Origin of the sequence: Absiella sp. AM29-15, assembly GCF_003434225.1 — a bacterium.
GTDB classification, from domain to species: Bacteria; Bacillota_I; Bacilli_A; order Erysipelotrichales; family Erysipelotrichaceae; genus Hoskinsella; species Hoskinsella hominis.
The window spans coordinates 20,476-36,829 of record NZ_QVFL01000007.1 but is presented as its reverse complement, the minus strand read 5'-3'; the positions used below and the strand labels follow the sequence as shown (position 1 = coordinate 36,829).

Annotated in this window: 18 protein-coding genes; 13 read left to right on the top strand and 5 right to left on the bottom strand. The window is 32.3% G+C overall.

From position 1 onward, the window contains the following. Positions 1–74 precede the first annotated feature (74 nt). Positions 75–851, top strand: a complete 777-nt coding sequence (locus DW761_RS08640) for a MurR/RpiR family transcriptional regulator (RefSeq protein WP_158553777.1) — start codon at positions 75–77, stop codon at positions 849–851. A 48-nt stretch (positions 852–899) separates the two neighbouring features. Here DW761_RS08640 and DW761_RS08635 read toward each other — a convergent pair whose 3' ends face one another. The 3 genes from DW761_RS08635 to DW761_RS08625 all read right to left on the bottom strand — a co-directional run bounded on the left by DW761_RS08635 (position 900) and on the right by DW761_RS08625 (position 2,955). Further along, positions 900–1,718 carry a HEAT repeat domain-containing protein gene (locus DW761_RS08635; protein WP_117517589.1) on the bottom strand — a complete coding sequence of 273 codons (819 nt, stop codon included), beginning with the start codon at positions 1,716–1,718 and terminating at the stop codon, positions 900–902. A gap of 111 nt (positions 1,719–1,829) precedes the next feature. Next, the gene (locus DW761_RS08630) at positions 1,830–2,381 is read right to left on the bottom strand and encodes a hypothetical protein (protein ID WP_117517587.1); all 552 of its coding nucleotides are present in this window, start codon (positions 2,379–2,381) and stop codon (positions 1,830–1,832) included. A gap of 22 nt (positions 2,382–2,403) precedes the next feature. Continuing rightward, on the bottom strand, positions 2,404–2,955 hold the full coding sequence (locus tag DW761_RS08625) for a hypothetical protein (protein WP_117517585.1): 552 nt from the start codon (positions 2,953–2,955) through the stop codon (positions 2,404–2,406). 265 nt (positions 2,956–3,220) lie between these two features. Between DW761_RS08625 and DW761_RS08620 the strand changes: the two genes are divergently transcribed. The 9 genes from DW761_RS08620 (at position 3,221) to DW761_RS08580 (ending at position 10,901) form a co-directional block, all read left to right on the top strand. Continuing rightward, positions 3,221–3,871, top strand: coding sequence for a YggS family pyridoxal phosphate-dependent enzyme (locus DW761_RS08620; RefSeq protein ID WP_117517583.1), 651 nt, complete (start codon positions 3,221–3,223; stop codon positions 3,869–3,871). Between the two features lie 179 nt (positions 3,872–4,050). Then, on the top strand, positions 4,051–4,416 hold the full coding sequence (locus DW761_RS08615) for a winged helix-turn-helix transcriptional regulator (RefSeq protein ID WP_117452551.1): 366 nt from the start codon (positions 4,051–4,053) through the stop codon (positions 4,414–4,416). A gap of 77 nt (positions 4,417–4,493) precedes the next feature. After that, positions 4,494–4,997, top strand: a complete 504-nt coding sequence (locus DW761_RS08610) for a YbhB/YbcL family Raf kinase inhibitor-like protein (protein WP_117517581.1) — start codon at positions 4,494–4,496, stop codon at positions 4,995–4,997. A gap of 171 nt (positions 4,998–5,168) precedes the next feature. Further along, the gene (locus DW761_RS08605) at positions 5,169–5,801 is read left to right on the top strand and encodes a hypothetical protein (protein WP_117517579.1); all 633 of its coding nucleotides are present in this window, start codon (positions 5,169–5,171) and stop codon (positions 5,799–5,801) included. Between the two features lie 408 nt (positions 5,802–6,209). After that, complete coding sequence (locus DW761_RS08600) at positions 6,210–7,790, top strand: alpha-glucoside-specific PTS transporter subunit IIBC (RefSeq protein ID WP_117517577.1); 1,581 nt, start codon at positions 6,210–6,212, stop codon at positions 7,788–7,790. Positions 7,791–7,805: 15 nt separating this feature from the next. Then, positions 7,806–8,312 (top strand): hypothetical protein, encoded by a 507-nt coding sequence (locus DW761_RS08595; RefSeq protein WP_233513066.1) that lies wholly within the window; start codon positions 7,806–7,808, stop codon positions 8,310–8,312. An 18-nt stretch (positions 8,313–8,330) separates the two neighbouring features. Beyond that, entirely contained in the window at positions 8,331–9,662 is a 1,332-nt protein-coding gene (locus DW761_RS08590) for a 6-phospho-alpha-glucosidase (RefSeq protein ID WP_117517575.1), read from the top strand. A 1-nt stretch (position 9,663) separates the two neighbouring features. Beyond that, a complete protein-coding gene (locus tag DW761_RS08585; RefSeq protein ID WP_117517573.1) occupies positions 9,664–10,140 on the top strand; it encodes a PTS sugar transporter subunit IIA in 477 nt (158 codons plus the stop codon). Between the two features lie 101 nt (positions 10,141–10,241). Continuing rightward, positions 10,242–10,901: a YczE/YyaS/YitT family protein gene (locus tag DW761_RS08580; protein WP_117517571.1), complete on the top strand. Its 660-nt coding sequence runs from the start codon at positions 10,242–10,244 to the stop codon at positions 10,899–10,901. A 37-nt stretch (positions 10,902–10,938) separates the two neighbouring features. On the opposite strand, the gene DW761_RS08575 is transcribed toward DW761_RS08580, so the two are convergent. After that, the gene (locus DW761_RS08575; protein ID WP_117517569.1) at positions 10,939–11,658 is read right to left on the bottom strand and encodes a LytR/AlgR family response regulator transcription factor; all 720 of its coding nucleotides are present in this window, start codon (positions 11,656–11,658) and stop codon (positions 10,939–10,941) included. A gap of 387 nt (positions 11,659–12,045) precedes the next feature. Here DW761_RS08575 and DW761_RS08570 point away from each other — a divergent pair, with 387 nt between their 5' ends. The 3 genes from DW761_RS08570 to DW761_RS08560 all read left to right on the top strand — a co-directional run bounded on the left by DW761_RS08570 (position 12,046) and on the right by DW761_RS08560 (position 14,623). After that, the gene (locus DW761_RS08570; RefSeq protein WP_117517567.1) at positions 12,046–12,762 is read left to right on the top strand and encodes a hypothetical protein; all 717 of its coding nucleotides are present in this window, start codon (positions 12,046–12,048) and stop codon (positions 12,760–12,762) included. 342 nt (positions 12,763–13,104) lie between these two features. Further along, positions 13,105–13,881, top strand: a complete 777-nt coding sequence (locus tag DW761_RS08565; protein WP_117452697.1) for a MurR/RpiR family transcriptional regulator — start codon at positions 13,105–13,107, stop codon at positions 13,879–13,881. Further along, entirely contained in the window at positions 13,859–14,623 is a 765-nt protein-coding gene (locus tag DW761_RS08560) for a MurR/RpiR family transcriptional regulator (RefSeq protein ID WP_117452565.1), read from the top strand. The genes DW761_RS08565 and DW761_RS08560 overlap by 23 nt, the downstream gene beginning before the upstream one ends. A 127-nt stretch (positions 14,624–14,750) precedes the next feature. Here the strand turns inward: DW761_RS08560 and DW761_RS08555 are convergent, their stop codons facing one another. Further along, positions 14,751–15,929 (bottom strand): S8 family serine peptidase, encoded by a 1,179-nt coding sequence (locus DW761_RS08555; RefSeq protein WP_117517565.1) that lies wholly within the window; start codon positions 15,927–15,929, stop codon positions 14,751–14,753. Between the last annotated feature and the right edge of the window lie 425 nt (positions 15,930–16,354).

The following is a 16,354-nucleotide window of genomic DNA, read 5'->3' as shown; positions in this document are numbered from 1 at the left end:
TAAGTCCTAAAAATTATGTTACAATTATCCTGCAAAAAGAAAGGGGTTTTCTAAATGACAGAAATGATAGATTTATGAATTTAGATGAACTTGTAAATAAATATCACACAGATTTAAACCCTAATGATTTATACATATGGGAATATCTAAGCAAACACCGAATGAAATGCAGCGAAATGACAATTGAAGAATTAAGTAAACAGTGTAATGTTTCAAAAACAAGTATCATAAGATTTGCGAAAAAACTATCATTAAGTGGCTTTAGTGAACTGAAAACGTATTTAAAAATGCAGCCATCTTCACAATCAAATCTAAACAATTCCAATTTAGATATGCTTTGTAATGGTTATATCCAGAGTATTCAAGAGTTGAAAGAAAGAAATATGGAGTCTGTTTTTGAAATTATCTATCATGCCAAGCGTGTTTTTCTTTATGGCTCAGGTGCTGTACAACTGAATGCCGCAAAAGAGTTATATCGTATGTTTTTCAATGGCGGTGATTACTTCTATTATTTCGATGGAAAAACCGATATTGATGATATCTTATATAACTTTAACCAAGGGGATGTCATGATCATGATTTCCTTAAATGGCGAAAGTGATTTAACAATAGAATTTGCAAGAAAGATGAAATTAAAGGATATTCCTATCATTTCTATCACCAAATCAAAACATAATACCCTTGCTAGTTTAAGTGATGAGAACGTTTATTTTTCAACAACGAATTTAAAGCTTCCTGGGGAACATGGCAGAAAATTTGAATCTACAACAGCATTCTTTATTTTATGTGAAATATTCTATATCCGATATCAAGAATATAAAGCAGAAAAGGAAAAATCACAAACCGAATAAACATATAGCGTACAGAAAAGGTATGAGAACTAATGTTTCCATACCTTTTTACAGCTCTTCTTCTGTGATATTCCATTTCTTTAATGATTTTTTAAACTCCCGCTTCGCATCCCCACTTACATGATGTTTTAATAGTGCTAAAATCTTCTTTGCATATGGTTCTTTCATATACTTAGAAATTTCCGCAATTAATTCTTTCATATCCGTTGTCGGTTTTTGATTCATCACTCTTGTGATCATATGATATATTTTTTGATTAAGCTCCTCACTTACTTTATTTAAAATATCACTTTCCCTACCCGCAAGCCAAATACTCTCTAATCCAAAATATATGAACTCTCGATATTCTTGATAAGACAAATCTTTCATCCATTTCTTTTCCTTATTCAAAAAGCAATCCATCACAAACCATAATAATTCTACATCTTCTTCATGATAACGATATCCACAACCATAATAGGTGATACAACAATATTTTACAATATCATACCCATCATCTGACAATATATATTCCTTGATACCCTCTACACCTTTTTCAATTCGTATAATTCTAGCAAGCAAGTTTGCTTTTTCACTTGGTTCTGTTTCTAATTCAGAATCATCGATTGCTTCATTTCTTTTCTTTAATTCTGACAAGCCTTTTTCTGCATTGATCGTAAAAATACTTTGTGCTGCATCCAAACGAATTATAAAACTTTCATCATAAAGTGCCTGATACAAATATGGTAAATAATCTTCATTATTTGTGAGTCCCATTGCTCTGACTATTTCTCTTTTGAATGGCTCTTTAGAATCAAATGCTTGCCTTATATCTTCATCACTTACATATGTCAAAGCATTATTTTTGTTAATTACTTCATACTTCATAAAAGAAGGCCTCCTCTTTTTTACTTTATTATACGCTATTATCCTTAGTTTCCTCAAAAAAAGAATCAAGAGATTTCGTACACTCCTGATTCTACTTAAAGTTATCTTTTTTTATTCAAAGTCTAATATAACCGTATCCTTTAATGGATTTTTAGAATATGCTCGAATCAAATGGTGCAAATATGTAGAAAAATCACTAAAATCTTCCATGGAAACCTTTCCTTCATATAAATACAGTATTCCTTCAAAAGATAAGGTCAAATCGCTTAAATACCTGCGATTAAAACCACTACCATCAAAATAATTAAATCCTACATACTCATCCTCATGTTCATAGATATAATCATCAAGGTTTTCTATTTTAAATGCATCTTGTTCGATTAAAGTTAGAATTTTTTCTGCACTTTCTTTTATTTTCGTTTTTTTGCCGATTAATTCAAACTGCTCAAGAACAAAAGACTTAATATTCTGTCTTAGCACCTTTGATTGTAGCTTTAATACTACATAATCGTCATTTTCCTCCACATCATATAAATCAGGATTAATTATTTTTTCTAATTCTTTCAATACTTCATCTGTTGTATTCCTATTGTGATTGAAGAAACGCCTTTCCTTTTTTACAACAATCTCTGTAGCAATGACTGCTTTTGCATATTTTCCCATGTTTTATCTCCTCCTATCAAATTTAATCAAAATCGATGACAACAGTATCCTTTAATGGATTATCTGAACACATACGAATCAGTTTGTGTAAATATGTAGATAGAAAACGATCATCTTCTAAAATCGCCTTTCCCTCATACAGATAATAGAATCCTTTCCATTGAGTGATAAGTCCACTTATATATCGATACTTTGGCCATCCCCAATCTACGATGCCAAGATCAATATCATTAAATTGATATCTATATTCATTAATTTTCTCTAAAGGCACTTCTCCAGATTCTATTGCAGTTAACATCTCATCCATATCTTTTACTTGTACTTTTTTGGCATCTGAATTAAAGATTTCTACCTGTTCCAAAACAAAAGCTTTAATATTTTTCCGGAATATATCCTCCTTTAAGATAAAATCTACTTCATTTTTACTTTCATAAATGTTATACAACTCTAAATTAATCATTTCACCCATTTTCTCAATTACTTCATCTGTTGGTGTTTCAATCGGAAAATATCTGTCTTGCTTTTTTTTCACAACAATTTCTAATGCTACCATTGCTTTTGCATATGTCCCCATATTATTACCTCCTTCATTTTCTTATATTATAACGCGTTGGAAAACAGATGCAATGATTTTTATTAATTATTTGATAAATATACATTATATATCATATCTTTATATATTAATATATATAAAGAATATAAAGGATACATATCTAATTAAGAGGTATGTACAAAATATTCATACATCATTTTCCTAATATTACGAAACTGTTCTACAAATAACCATACTCCTTTATACAATTCGTGTTATAATATCTAAGGTAAATGAGGTGTATATCATGAACAAAGATAAACTAAAAGAAATACAAAATGAATTGCCTGAAAATGTTACTTTGGTTGCAGTTAGTAAAATGCATACAAAAGAAGAAATCGACGAGGCATATAAATTAGGCTGCTGTATCTTTGGCGAAAATAAAGTACAGGAAATGAAAGATAAATATAATCCTGATTATACATGGCATATGATTGGACATCTTCAAAGAAATAAAGTAAAAGATGTTGTTCCTTTAGCAAGTATGATTCAAAGTTTAGACAGTTATCGTCTTGCGCAGGAAATTGAAAAACAATGTGCAAAGATTAATAAAGTCATGCCAGTATTGATTGAAGTAAACATCAGTCGTGATCCAGGTAAAACAGGTGTATTATTGGAAGAAGCACCTAGCTTTGTGAAGCAGTGCATGTGTTTGGAACATTTAGATGTTCAGGGTTTAATGTGTGTTGGTCCTTTAACGGATGATGAAGATAAAATTGAAGGTTGTTTTGAAAGAATGCATGCTTTATTCATAAAATTACAAAATGAATATGGTGAAGATAAGTTCAAATACTTATCTATGGGTATGAGTGATGATTATCATATTGCCTTAAGACATGGCAGCAATATGGTACGCCTTGGCAGTATTATTTTTGGAAAACGAAATTACAATAAATAAATGAAGAAAACAAGAAGGCGAATATAAAGTCTTCTTGTTTTCTATACTAAAACATATCACCATAGGTAATACCCTAATAATTAGGGTAAGATTCATCTATTTAACCCTAAATTTTAGGGTTAATTCATATTGCGAAAAGATTTATTATTATCAAATAATATAAGGAGAGCTAAATCACAATGAAAATGAGAGAAGACTATACCTGCCCACTTGAGTTAGTACATGATATGATTAAAGGCAAATGGAAACCAATTATCTTATGGCGGCTTCGCTTAGGAAAAACATCACTTTCAAAACTTGAACAGGATATACAAGGTATTACACAGAAAATGTTATTGCAACATTTAAAAGAGTTAATGGAATATGGCTTTGTAGAGAAACAGACGTATTCCGGATATCCTCTTCATGTGGAATATTATTTAAGTGATCCTATGGGAAAAGAAATCATAGAGGCATTGCGTATTATGCAACATATAGGAATCACATATCTTGAAAAAAATGGCAAAGCAGAAGAATTATTGAAAAAACATATTATCCCAGACTAGATACCCACAAAAAAGTGGGTAATTTACGACGAAAACCTTTCCTGTTATACTTCTTACATAAACGAGGAGGTAATGATATGAAAGTCACAAGTAAAGGAATTGAAAACGGCATCATACGTTCAGAATATGGTATGTATGGAACATGTTTTGATTCTCATCATATTCCATGCTATTCGCTTCCATTCAGAATTGAAGATGCACCCCATGAAACAGTTTCATATGCCTTTGTACTGGAAGATAAAGATGCTTATCCAGTTACTGGATTTACCTGGATCCATTGGATAGGCGCGAATCTTACACGCAAAGAAGTATACGAAAATGAAAGCCTAACAGCCTCAGATTTTATACAAGGTGCAAATAGCTGGATTAGTATACAAGGAAATGAACTTTCCATAGAACAAGCCAGTTTTTATGGAGGCATGACACCACCAGATAAATCTCATATGTATGAACTTCATGTTTATGCATTGGATCAATTACTTGATTTACAAAACGGCTTCTATTTAAATGAATTATTTCATAAAATGAGTGGTCACATCCTTGAAGAATCTGTATTAAAAGGTATCTATCAAAAAAAATGATATGGTATCGTAATATTTCCAAGTACTTTTATTATATATGCGCGCGTAAATCTATAAGATCACATCAATTACAATTATAAATACTCTATCAAAACAAAAGAACGCCCTTAATTCATACAAATAAATATAAATGAATTGCCTGAAAATATTATTTTTGTTGCAGTTAGTAAAATGCATACAAAAGAAGAAATCGACGAGGCAACTGGACGAGGCATCGATAGAATATATGAAGGCTCTATTTTGTTTGGCAGACCATGGCCTGATTACACAGAAAGTACATCTACTATGGTAAAGTTATTTATTCCTCGTGCTAAGCCAGATTTTGCATTTGCGAGAATGATTACAGAAGAACAAAATAGAATTGGCAGATTATTACATATCAATTCTCTTCTTGTATTATCCTGTATTAAATTTGAAAGAAGAACAAATCTTAAACGGATTGTAGAGCTTACCCATATAAGTGAATATAAAGCAAAAAATGCTATAGAAAAATTAGTAGAATCAGGAATGATTGAAGCTTCAGGAAATGGTAAAAATAGAGCATATATATTAAGTTCTAAATTCTATGATCAAAATCATGATGTAATTGGCTATGTAAGGCAAACAGATATTGATGAAGTAAGATATGAAGAGTTAGTACTAAAACTTGCGCAAAGAAGTGATGATGGTATTGGCAGGAAAGATGTATGTAATCTCTTAAAAATTACAAAAAATCAAGCTTATCGATTGTTAAAAAAGTTGGTTGATTCAAATCAGCTGACTATAGTAGGAAGTGGAAAAACAACAAAATATAAAAAGAGATAGCCTTTTCGCGCGCGCGATAGACAAGAGTGTTAAAGTATTTTTCGCGCGCGAAAAATATGCGTAACAGCGCGTAAATTCGATAAAAAATCATAAAACAATACGTTTCTTCTTATAAAATATAACACTCAGAAAAATAGCATATCACAGTAACAGCTGGAATACAGCTGTTTTTTTTATTTATCTGATCACAAAGTGTCATATTTAAATTTCATTTTCACACATGAAATATCATAAAATCCTCAAATACGCCTTATTTAAAGGCTTTTTCGCATACCGTGAAAATTCACGGGTTCCGTTATAAATCCTAACCAATCTTACCTACTCCCTAATGATAGCTAAAGTGTTGTAATCGCTTTCTTGACGAGTTAAGATAACGGTGCAAGAGATATCAAGGAGGAGGAAATTGATATGATGCAAAAAATTCAACGCTTCGGTGGAGCAATGTTCACGCCTGTTCTACTGTTTGCATTTGCCGGTATCGTTATAGGTATATCGACATTGTTCACGACTGAAGCAATTATGGGAGGCCTCGCTGATCCAAATGGTTTATGGTATCAGGTATGGAACATCCTGCTGCAAGGTGGTTGGACAGTATTTAACCAATTACCACTGATCTTCGTTGTTGGCTTACCAATTGGTCTGGCTAAGAAACAGCACGCACGCTGTTGTATGGAAGCATTGGTGCTTTACTTAACATTCCAATACTTCTTAAGTACCATTCTTAGTCAATGGGGAGCAAACTTTGGTGTAGACTTCGCTGCAGAAGTTGGTGGTACCAGCGGTTTGACAATGGTAGCCAACATCAAAACATTAGACATGGGTATGATCGGTGCATTGATGATTTCAGGTATCGTCATCATGCTACACAACAAATTCTTCGATACAAAACTTCCTGAATGGATGGGAACATTCAGTGGTTCAAGCTTCGTTGTTATCGTAGGATTCTTCGCATTAGTACCAGTTGCATTATTATCCGCATGGTTATGGCCAATGGTACAAAGTGGAATGAGAGCTTTCCAGGGATTCATCTCTGATGCAGGTGCGCTTGGTGTATGGGTATTCATCTTCATGGAACGTATCTTGATTCCATTCGGATTACATCACTTATTGTACTTCCCATTCTATTATGATTCAGCCGTAATCGCTGGTGGTGTATATTCTGCATGGGCAACACAGCTTCCTGAGTTAGCCGCAAATTCTGGTTCTCTAAAAGAATTAGCACCATATGCTTGGCCAACATTAACTGGTCTATCAAAAATCTTTGGATGTCCAGGTATTGCCTTAGCATTCTATGTAACTGCAAAAGACAGCAAGAAAAAACAAATTGCAGGTCTGTTGGTTCCTATCACATTAACCGCAATCTTCTGTGGTGTTACAGAACCAATTGAATTTACCTTCTTGTTTATCGCACCAGCATTATTCGTTGTACATGCATTGTTAGCCGCAACATTGGCAACCGTCGCTTATATCTGTGGCGTAGTTGGTGTACTGGCTGGTGGTTTGATTGAAATGTCTGCCTTAAACTTCATTCCATTGATGGCAAGTCACTGGTCAACTTATTTAACATTACTTGTTGTAGGTCTGATCTTTACAGGTATCTACTTCGTCGTATTCCGCTTCCTGATCTTAAAATTCGATTTCAAAACACCAGGACGTGAAGATGATGAAGAAATTAAATTCCACAGTAAAAAAGAATATCGTGAAAAACAAAATGGCGGTTCTATCGAAGGCTCTTCAGAAACAGCATCACATGGTGATACATTAGCAGAAAAGATTCTGGAAGCCCTTGGTGGTAAAGATAACATCGTAGATGTCACAAACTGTGTTACCCGCTTACGTGTCAATGTAAAAGATGAAAATCTAGTACAAAGTGATAAGTACTTCAAATCCATTGGAACACATGGAATCAAAGCAACAAAGAAAAACATTCAGGTTATTGTCGGCCTGTCTGTACCTCAAGTAAGAGATGACTTTGAGCATTTACTATAAAAGAAAGTAGGGATCATGATGGCAAAGAAAATCAGAACAGTAAAACAGACAACCGCAGAAAAGAAAATGGATCGTTACTTCAACGTTGTGAAAGTCTTTCTGGCAATCACACCAATCATCTGTTACGTATATGTAACCTTAAGGGGAATGATGCTGGGCGTAGGGTTTCAGGAAGTCATTGCCAAAGAAGCAAACATTACCATTTTATTTCTGATATCTATGTTGAATCCATATATTGCATATCTACTTCATTTGATGGAGAAGAAGCTGAAAGAACAAAACTTCAGTTTCGCAGTAATCAATATGGCAGCACTGTTAATCGCTCAAGCCTTAACAATGAATCTGTTCTACTTTCTGATGCTTGCCTTCTTGTTCTATAAAGCTGTGAACTATTATCAAGTTCCATTAAAAAAATCCATGCATGAATTGACATTGAAAAACTCATTCCTGTATGGAGGAGGCAGCTTTCTAATTGTAGCTCTAAGTTCTGTATGTTTATTCGCAACCATTCGTTTAATGTAAAATAGGAGGAAAAAGGAAATGGAAAAGAAATATTCAATTACTATCGCAGGTGGAGGAAGTACCTTCACACCAGGAATCTGTTTATTATTATTAGATCACATGGAGCGTTTCCCAATCAGAAAGATCTGCTTCTATGACAACAACAAAGAACGTCAGGAAATCGTCGCAAAAGCTTGTGAAATCTATATGCATGAAAATGCTCCTGAAGTAGAATTCAACTATACAACAGATCCAGAAACAGCATTTACAGATGTTGACTTCGTTATGTGCCACATCCGTGTTGGATTATATGCAATGCGTGAAAAAGATGAAAAGATTCCAATGAAATATGGCGTTGTTGGTCAGGAAACTTGTGGTCCTGGTGGAATCGCTTATGGTATGCGTTCAATCGGTGGGGTTATCGAAATCCTTGACTACATGGAAAAATATTCACCAGATGCTTGGATGTTAAACTACTCAAATCCAGCCGCAATCGTAGCAGAAGCAACACGTAGATTACGTCCTAATTCTAAGATTTTAAATATCTGTGATATGCCAATCGACCTTGAAGAAAAAATGGCTACTATGGTTGGATTATCATCTCGTAAAGAAATGTCAGTTGGTTACTATGGCTTGAACCACTTTGGATGGTGGTACAAAATCGAAGATAAAGATGGAAACGATTTAATGCCAGCAATCAAAAAACACATGGCAGAAAATGGCTTCGCAGATGCTTTATCTAAAACAAATCAGCACGTAGAACCAAGCTGGATTGAAACATTCGCAAAAGCAAAAGATGTATATGCACTTGATCCAGATACTATCCCTAATACTTACTTAAAATACTACTTATATCCAGATTATGTAGTAGAACACACAGATCCAAACCACACACGTGCTAATGAAGTAATGGAACACCGTGAAAAACACATCTTCGATGCTTGTCGTGAAATTATCGCAAAAGGTACAGCCGTTGGTTGTGGTTTTGAGCCAGATGCTCACGCTGAATATATCGTAGATTTAGCTTGTGCAATCGCTAAGAATACAAAAGAAAAGATGTTATTGATCGTACCTAATGAAGGTGCTATTGAAAACTTTGATCGTACCGCAATGGTTGAAATTCCATGTATCGTTGGTAAAAACGGATACGAAAGAATCGTACAGGGTGCTATCCCTCAATTCCAGAAAGGCTTGATGGAACAGCAGGTTTCTGTAGAAAAATTAGTTGTAGATGCTTGGATTACAGGAAGCTACCAGAAATTATGGCAGGCACTTACATTATCTAAGATTGTACCTAGCGCAAGAGTTGCGAAACTGATCCTAGATGATTTAATTGAAGCAAACAAAGACTTCTGGCCTGAATTAAAATAATATGGGACTCTTTAAAAAGAAAGTAAAAGCACTGTACGCTTTCGCAGATGGTCAAAGTATTCCAATCGAAGAAGTACCTGATGATGTATTCGCCACAAAGATGATGGGAGATGGGATTGCCATTATCCCTTCATCCGGTGAAATCTATTCGCCTTGCGATGGTGAAATATCCATGGTCATGGAGCATAGTCTACATGCGTTAGGTATCATCAATGAAGATGGTATGGAGTTATTGCTTCACATTGGTCTTGATACCGTAGAACTTATGGGGGAAGGCTTTTGCGCTCATGTGAAAAAAGGGGATTATGTGCACAAAGGAGATCTGCTTGTTACTTATGATGCAACACTGGTAAAAGAAAAAGGTTATAAAGACACAACGATGTTGATTGTTGTAGATCCTAAAAATCATCAACTGGTAAGTTATCATACCAACAAAGAAATGCATAAGGGGACAAGTGAATTACTAACATATAAGTAAGATGATGAAGATTGCGTAATCACCATGTGATATGCCTGATTACCATCACATGAAAAGGTTGTCAGTTGACAGCCTTTCTTTTATTAGAAAGAGGATAAAAAATGAAAAAATATATTGTTATTATGTTTGGCTTTATGATTGTCGGATTCGGATGTGCCTTAACAATCAAAGCAAACGTTGGCATGGGGGCATGGGATGCATTCGCAAAATCTTTTTCCGATATCATTGGTATCGAAGTAGGTACAGCTGGTATCATCTTTAACTGTATGTGTGTGATTGGACAGCTGATACTGTTAAGGAAAAACTTCACCTTTCAACACCTGCTTCAAGTTCCCTTCTGCATGGTACTTGGCGTTATTGTTAATTTTGCGGCTAGTACAGTATTTACCTTTGAAGTTACATCTATATGGCAAGGGATTCTTTTATATCTTTTAGCGAATATGATATGTGCACTTGGGGTATCCATGGTAATGCTGATCAATAAAGTGACCATGGCATTAGAAGGTTTTTGCATGGTGCTATCACGTATCTTTCCAATTGAATTTCACAAAGTGCGTCAGCTTGCGGATATCATAAGTATAGCCGGTGTTATCCTGTTAACCATAGTATTTCCAATCCCTTTATCTTTAGGGATTGGGACAGTATTGGGTATGTTGATATTCGGTCCTACCTTAGGTATTTTTATGAAGCTGTTGCATCCGATATTTTTAAAACTAAATTTGATCGATGCTTTAGTAGAAAAACAATTTGAACAGCCTTAATGAGTTTTCTACTTTCATCATATGAAAATAGACTTCGTTAATAATTATTATAAGGCAAAGTATTTATAAATCGAATAGTAACTTCTTTATATTTTTCTTTACTAATTAATATAGGATATAATATTCCAGAAAGGTTTGCTTCATAATTTGATATACTCGTTAAATAATGAAGATTAATAACGGTACTTCGATTAATATATATAAAATTCCCACAACTTTTAACCAAATCATAGAACCTTGTTAATGATACAAGATTTACATATAATTTTCCATTTTTTGTATAAAGTGCAACTTTTCTTTTTTCAAAAGATGCGTATATAATATCATTTTTTCTAACCTTTAAATTACCTGTATTCGTCTTAAATAGTAAATATATATTTCGTTCTAAGTATTCATTACAGTTTAAAAACACACTTGGAAAAGATGTCATAAATTCATGTTTATCAATAAATCCATACACATTCAAACCAAAAGCATCGTTCATGTCGTCGATATTAGATGTGATAAAAATGATGATTGCTTGATTTTTTTTATCACGTAAAATTTCCGCTGTTTCTAACCCATTTGTACCTGGCATTTCAATATCTAATAATATAATATCCATATGAATCTGATTCAGGTATTTAAGAAATTCATCTGCGCAATTATAAGCGTATATACGATAATCTACATTGCTCAAGCTAGGAAATGAATCAATCGTTTTTCTTATAAGCTCACGAAAATCTTTAATACTATCTATGATCGCGATATTTCTCATGATAAAATCACTCCTTATATGAAAAGGATAACACTAAGATTATGTTTTGTATATAAAATTAAAAAAGCGTCTATTTTTAGGCTTTAATATCCATTTATAATAATATACAATTATTCGTTCAAAAATAATATGATTTCGTTCAAAGAAACAAAGATATCATTATGACTGTGGTATATTATATATATAAAGGAGAGCTGTAATCTAAGAATTTGAAAAGATAAGAATTTACAGTATTTACATAATTTATAGCGAATTTCAGATATCACCATTACCAGATTTTTCTTAAATTTTGAAATTATTTAGTGGTACAGAAGTAATCTTAGTAAAATTATGTAAGCTGTTTTATCGCGTGTTCTTGAATAAAAATAGATTACACAAATAAGAAAAATGAAAAAAATAATTTTAAAAACTGCTCTATTATTCTGTTTTCTAACAATGGTTGTAAGTAATTTATCATTACCTGTTATGGCTTCTGATAAAAAGGATGATTCTAAAATTCAACTTGAAAGTGATTATCCAAACCAAAATCTAATCGAAGATCAAGTCGCTATTAATAACTTTATCAATATGCAAGATAAAATAACAGCAGTTTTAAAAATCAGCAATGGAAAATATTCCTATGATTATAATGAAGTAAAATCTATTATTGATGATTTCGATTTTACTGAAATAAATAAAGCAATTGGTTCTGATTACACTAATGCTTCATACTTAAGAGAAGCTATAAACTCAATCAACACATCTGTCCCAGAATCACCAATAAAAACCAGAAGAGCTATTTGTGGATGGAATTTAACAACAGAAGGATGGAATTATCAAAAAGTTTTTGCTGATTATAATGAAAGTGAATATAATGCTGCAACATATCGAGATTTTAGTACAATATTAAAAACTGGAGGAGTGATTAGTGGTGCTGCAACAGCTTTAGTTCCACCTTTAGCTGCAATTATGGTAGCTGCATCTAGATTAGGTGCTGCATATTATGATATGTTATCTAATACTACTGAAAGAATAAATAAGGAAAGTAATTGTGGTACTGTTACTACTGTCAATAAATTTGTTTTTACTTGGACAGTAAAAAATCAAAAAGGTTATGATTACTAAGAAATTTAAAAAAATAGTATATTTCAGTACTTTGATAACGTGCATTATATCTGATATTTTGCCATATTTTAGGTTTTTTAAAAATTTAAACTATATATTAGCTGGTGATATCCAAATAGGGTTAATGATACTCATCTTCATTGAACTTGTTTTAGTCATATATATAGGTGTAAAAGAATAGCTTACAAAAAAATAGATAAATACGCATTTATGCTTATAGAGATTTCTAATAATATTTTTACTTTAGAAATCTCTTTTTTCATAATTTATATAAATAAATAATTCTATTTATCCATCACTATTTTATATGATATAATTATACATGAGAAAGGGATGAATGCTATGCGTTTAGAAGATATGATCAATGCAAATTATACGCATTTAAATGAAAATGATCATGAGATTTGGAAATTTATAAAAGAAAACAGAGAACTATGTGAACATTTATCCATTGATGATTTAGCACTTCGCTGTCATGTTTCTCGTTCCACAATACTACGTTTTGCGAAACGTATTGGATTAAATGGTTATTCAGAATTAAAGGTGCATTTACGCATCGATAATGCGAATACAAATGAAAATCATATTGGTTTAGAATATGTCTATAACATATATAAAGATTACATGGATGAAATAAAAGAGAAAGATTTTACCAATGTTCTTGAATTAATTGCCAACGCAAAAAATGCTTATGTATATGGTACAGGGAGTATTCAAAACAATGTCGCAATGGAAATTAAACGTACTTTTTTATATGTAGATAAATTATTTTTCAATATCACAAGTGCGAATGAATCTTATATCTATTCAGAAGTCATTGACCATAACGATGTGATAATTATGATATCTTATTCTGGTGAAAATGCATCTATGCTGGAGTTCGCAAAGAAGTTGAAAACTAAGAGTGTTCCCATCATTTCTATCACAGCTAACAAAGATAATAGTCTTGCACATTTGGCTAGTGAATCGTTATATGTGGAGATACCAAATTTAATCAATCCGATGGGTCCTCGATACGAAGGTTTAGTAAGCTATTTTATTCTGGTGGATTTCATTATTGTGAAATATATGGATTATATGGAAAGGATGAATCATCATGACACTGGAAGAATTGATTGAGGAACATTATGAACAGCTAAATGAGAATGATTTATATATTTGGCAATATATCTATCATCATAAAAGGGAATGTCATAAGATGTCCATTCAGGAACTGGCGCATGCTTGTAACGTATCACATACCAGTATTATTCGTTTTGCGAAAAAGCTGGGACTAGATGGATATAGCGAATTAAAGGTATATCTAAAATGGAGTCTAAACAAAGTTTCAACGTTTGATCATAAAGTCTTGCCTACATGTGCGAATGAAATGAAAGAAACAATTGATTATATGGAAACCGCAGATTTTGATCAAATCCTACAATATATTGATGAAGCCAATCGTATCTTTATATATACAACTGGTGAATTTCAACACCATGTGGCGCAGGAATTAAAAAGAGAATTTGCGTATTGTAAGAAAATTATGCATTTAATTGAAGGCGATAATGAGTTGGATACCATTTTAAATCGTAGCACTCGAGATGATCTTTTCTTTATTATTTCCTTATCCGGAGATAATGAAACAGCGGTAACCCTTGCGAAAGTTATTCGTAAAATGCATACGAAATCTATTGGTATAGCAATGAATAATGGCAACTTGTTATCGAAATATTGTGATGAATTTATCGGTATCAGAACCAGTTATTTTGATACAGGGTACTACGATCGACGTTTTACCTGTAGTGCTCAGTATTTCAATGCCATAGAATTATTATTTTTACGGTACTTAGAATATTGTTCATTGAAAAGTTCAGATTAAAACAAAGGCAACTATCGAACACATAGTTGCCTTTTCATAATGTTTGTTTAAGAAATCATCATAAGTATATTTGTTTTGTTAATCAACGTTATACATAGTTATTGGTTTAAATTACTGATTTGTTTAGTTATTTTGCTTTGATATCATCCATTAGCTTTTCAGGCTGAATGATCATAATTTTGTATGACTTATTGTTATCGTCTTTTACATTCAATTTATATGCTGTTTTCTTTGCGGAATCTAAAAAATCATTGAAATCGATGGAAGGATTTACCTGACATGCTAATGCATATAACCCTGATACATAAGGAACAACTGTATCTTGCCCACCTTGGATATAATACATATAATCCTTATTCCCATACAATGAGGCCACTGTTATATCATTCGTAGGAACGTAAATCTTTGAATCATCATATTCATTTAGATAATAACTATGGATATCATTTACATCTGAATAAGGCGTTTTATATAAACCAGCAAATTCCATGACTGAATTCATAGGATTTTCACATAACACTTCTATGCCTTCTTCTTTTGCTTTCTTGATTGCATCCGTTAATTCATCTGCATTTTTAGTCTTTGCTTTCGCAGGATAATCCTTTTCAAAATATCCTTCAGATAATGAGATTACTCTGATTTTATTTTTTAAATCTTTGTTCATTTCAATTAGCTTAATGATATCCTGTGCAACATTATGGCAGTCATTTTCTTTCGTTTCAAAGTTATAAATACTATCATTTATATAATACAATTTTGATTTAGGTGCTACGCCAACATTTTTCCCTGCTGCAATGGAAGCCATCATGACACCTGTTAAAGAAGCCTCATCAGGATATTTGCTCATAGAAACATAAAACGATAAGTTATCCTTAATTTCTTCATGATCCGTTAACAACGTATCACCAATGACTGCGATACCCACTCCACTACCATCAATATCATTATCGTGCAACTTTGTTAAACCGAGCTTTGCCACTTTTCCATCATCTAAAAGTTTTGTTGGATGAAAACCTTCAGGTAAGCTATCTGGCCATTTCGTCAAAGTATCAAAAACTGTATGATTATTTAAATCATCTATAGAAATATCATTTAATTTATCTTCATCTATGCTTAAATTTGTAAAATCATAATATCCTGATTCATTCTTTTCATAAATTTTATCTGAATTTTCTACAATTCTACTTGGTGATTTTGTGTGTGTTTGGATATAGTTATCTTTCCATGATACTGATTTTGAACAAGCACTTGTCATGAATAATATCATAGTAATCATTATCATAAATCTTTTTTGACTAGTATTCATAATAGCTTAACTTCCTTTCTTAATTTTAAATTCACCTGTTTTACCATACTGAAAAAACTGAAATCACTACTAAAATTGTAAGTCCTAACGATTATATAAATTTGCGTTTGTTTATTACTGATGAAACCTTAATACCAATTACTTATATAAATGTTTCACAGTACTAAACTAAAGCTTCACAAATAACCATTATCATCTTCTTTCTCATCCAAATGACATATCTTTTATAATTACACTTTAACATTTAATCTATGTTAGTCAATGATAGTGGGTCTTTATATCATAAGTGGGATATAATGAGTATCTTATAAAAAATACCCTATAACAATCACTAGGTATCTCTTAAGATGGAATTTTGTTTTTGATGAGTATCACCTATCATTTTGTTCACTTTTTTGTAATCACACCACTATCTTGTTGTTTTA

Excerpts from the sequence above, each read along its gene's own strand:
- DW761_RS08640 (WP_158553777.1), top strand. The coding sequence starts at position 75 with ATGAATTTAGATGAACTTGTAAATAAATATCACACAGATTTAAACCCT.
- DW761_RS08635 (WP_117517589.1), bottom strand. The coding sequence starts at position 1,718 with ATGAAGTATGAAGTAATTAACAAAAATAATGCTTTGACATATGTAAGT.
- DW761_RS08630 (WP_117517587.1), bottom strand. The coding sequence starts at position 2,381 with ATGGGAAAATATGCAAAAGCAGTCATTGCTACAGAGATTGTTGTAAAA.
- DW761_RS08625 (WP_117517585.1), bottom strand. The coding sequence starts at position 2,955 with ATGGGGACATATGCAAAAGCAATGGTAGCATTAGAAATTGTTGTGAAA.
- DW761_RS08620 (WP_117517583.1), top strand. The coding sequence starts at position 3,221 with ATGAACAAAGATAAACTAAAAGAAATACAAAATGAATTGCCTGAAAAT.
- DW761_RS08615 (WP_117452551.1), top strand. The coding sequence starts at position 4,051 with ATGAAAATGAGAGAAGACTATACCTGCCCACTTGAGTTAGTACATGAT.
- DW761_RS08610 (WP_117517581.1), top strand. The coding sequence starts at position 4,494 with ATGAAAGTCACAAGTAAAGGAATTGAAAACGGCATCATACGTTCAGAA.
- DW761_RS08605 (WP_117517579.1), top strand. The coding sequence starts at position 5,169 with ATGCATACAAAAGAAGAAATCGACGAGGCAACTGGACGAGGCATCGAT.
- DW761_RS08600 (WP_117517577.1), top strand. The coding sequence starts at position 6,210 with ATGATGCAAAAAATTCAACGCTTCGGTGGAGCAATGTTCACGCCTGTT.
- DW761_RS08595 (WP_233513066.1), top strand. The coding sequence starts at position 7,806 with ATGATGGCAAAGAAAATCAGAACAGTAAAACAGACAACCGCAGAAAAG.
- DW761_RS08590 (WP_117517575.1), top strand. The coding sequence starts at position 8,331 with ATGGAAAAGAAATATTCAATTACTATCGCAGGTGGAGGAAGTACCTTC.
- DW761_RS08585 (WP_117517573.1), top strand. The coding sequence starts at position 9,664 with ATGGGACTCTTTAAAAAGAAAGTAAAAGCACTGTACGCTTTCGCAGAT.
- DW761_RS08580 (WP_117517571.1), top strand. The coding sequence starts at position 10,242 with ATGAAAAAATATATTGTTATTATGTTTGGCTTTATGATTGTCGGATTC.
- DW761_RS08575 (WP_117517569.1), bottom strand. The coding sequence starts at position 11,658 with ATGAGAAATATCGCGATCATAGATAGTATTAAAGATTTTCGTGAGCTT.
- DW761_RS08570 (WP_117517567.1), top strand. The coding sequence starts at position 12,046 with ATGAAAAAAATAATTTTAAAAACTGCTCTATTATTCTGTTTTCTAACA.
- DW761_RS08565 (WP_117452697.1), top strand. The coding sequence starts at position 13,105 with ATGCGTTTAGAAGATATGATCAATGCAAATTATACGCATTTAAATGAA.
- DW761_RS08560 (WP_117452565.1), top strand. The coding sequence starts at position 13,859 with ATGACACTGGAAGAATTGATTGAGGAACATTATGAACAGCTAAATGAG.
- DW761_RS08555 (WP_117517565.1), bottom strand. The coding sequence starts at position 15,929 with ATGAATACTAGTCAAAAAAGATTTATGATAATGATTACTATGATATTA.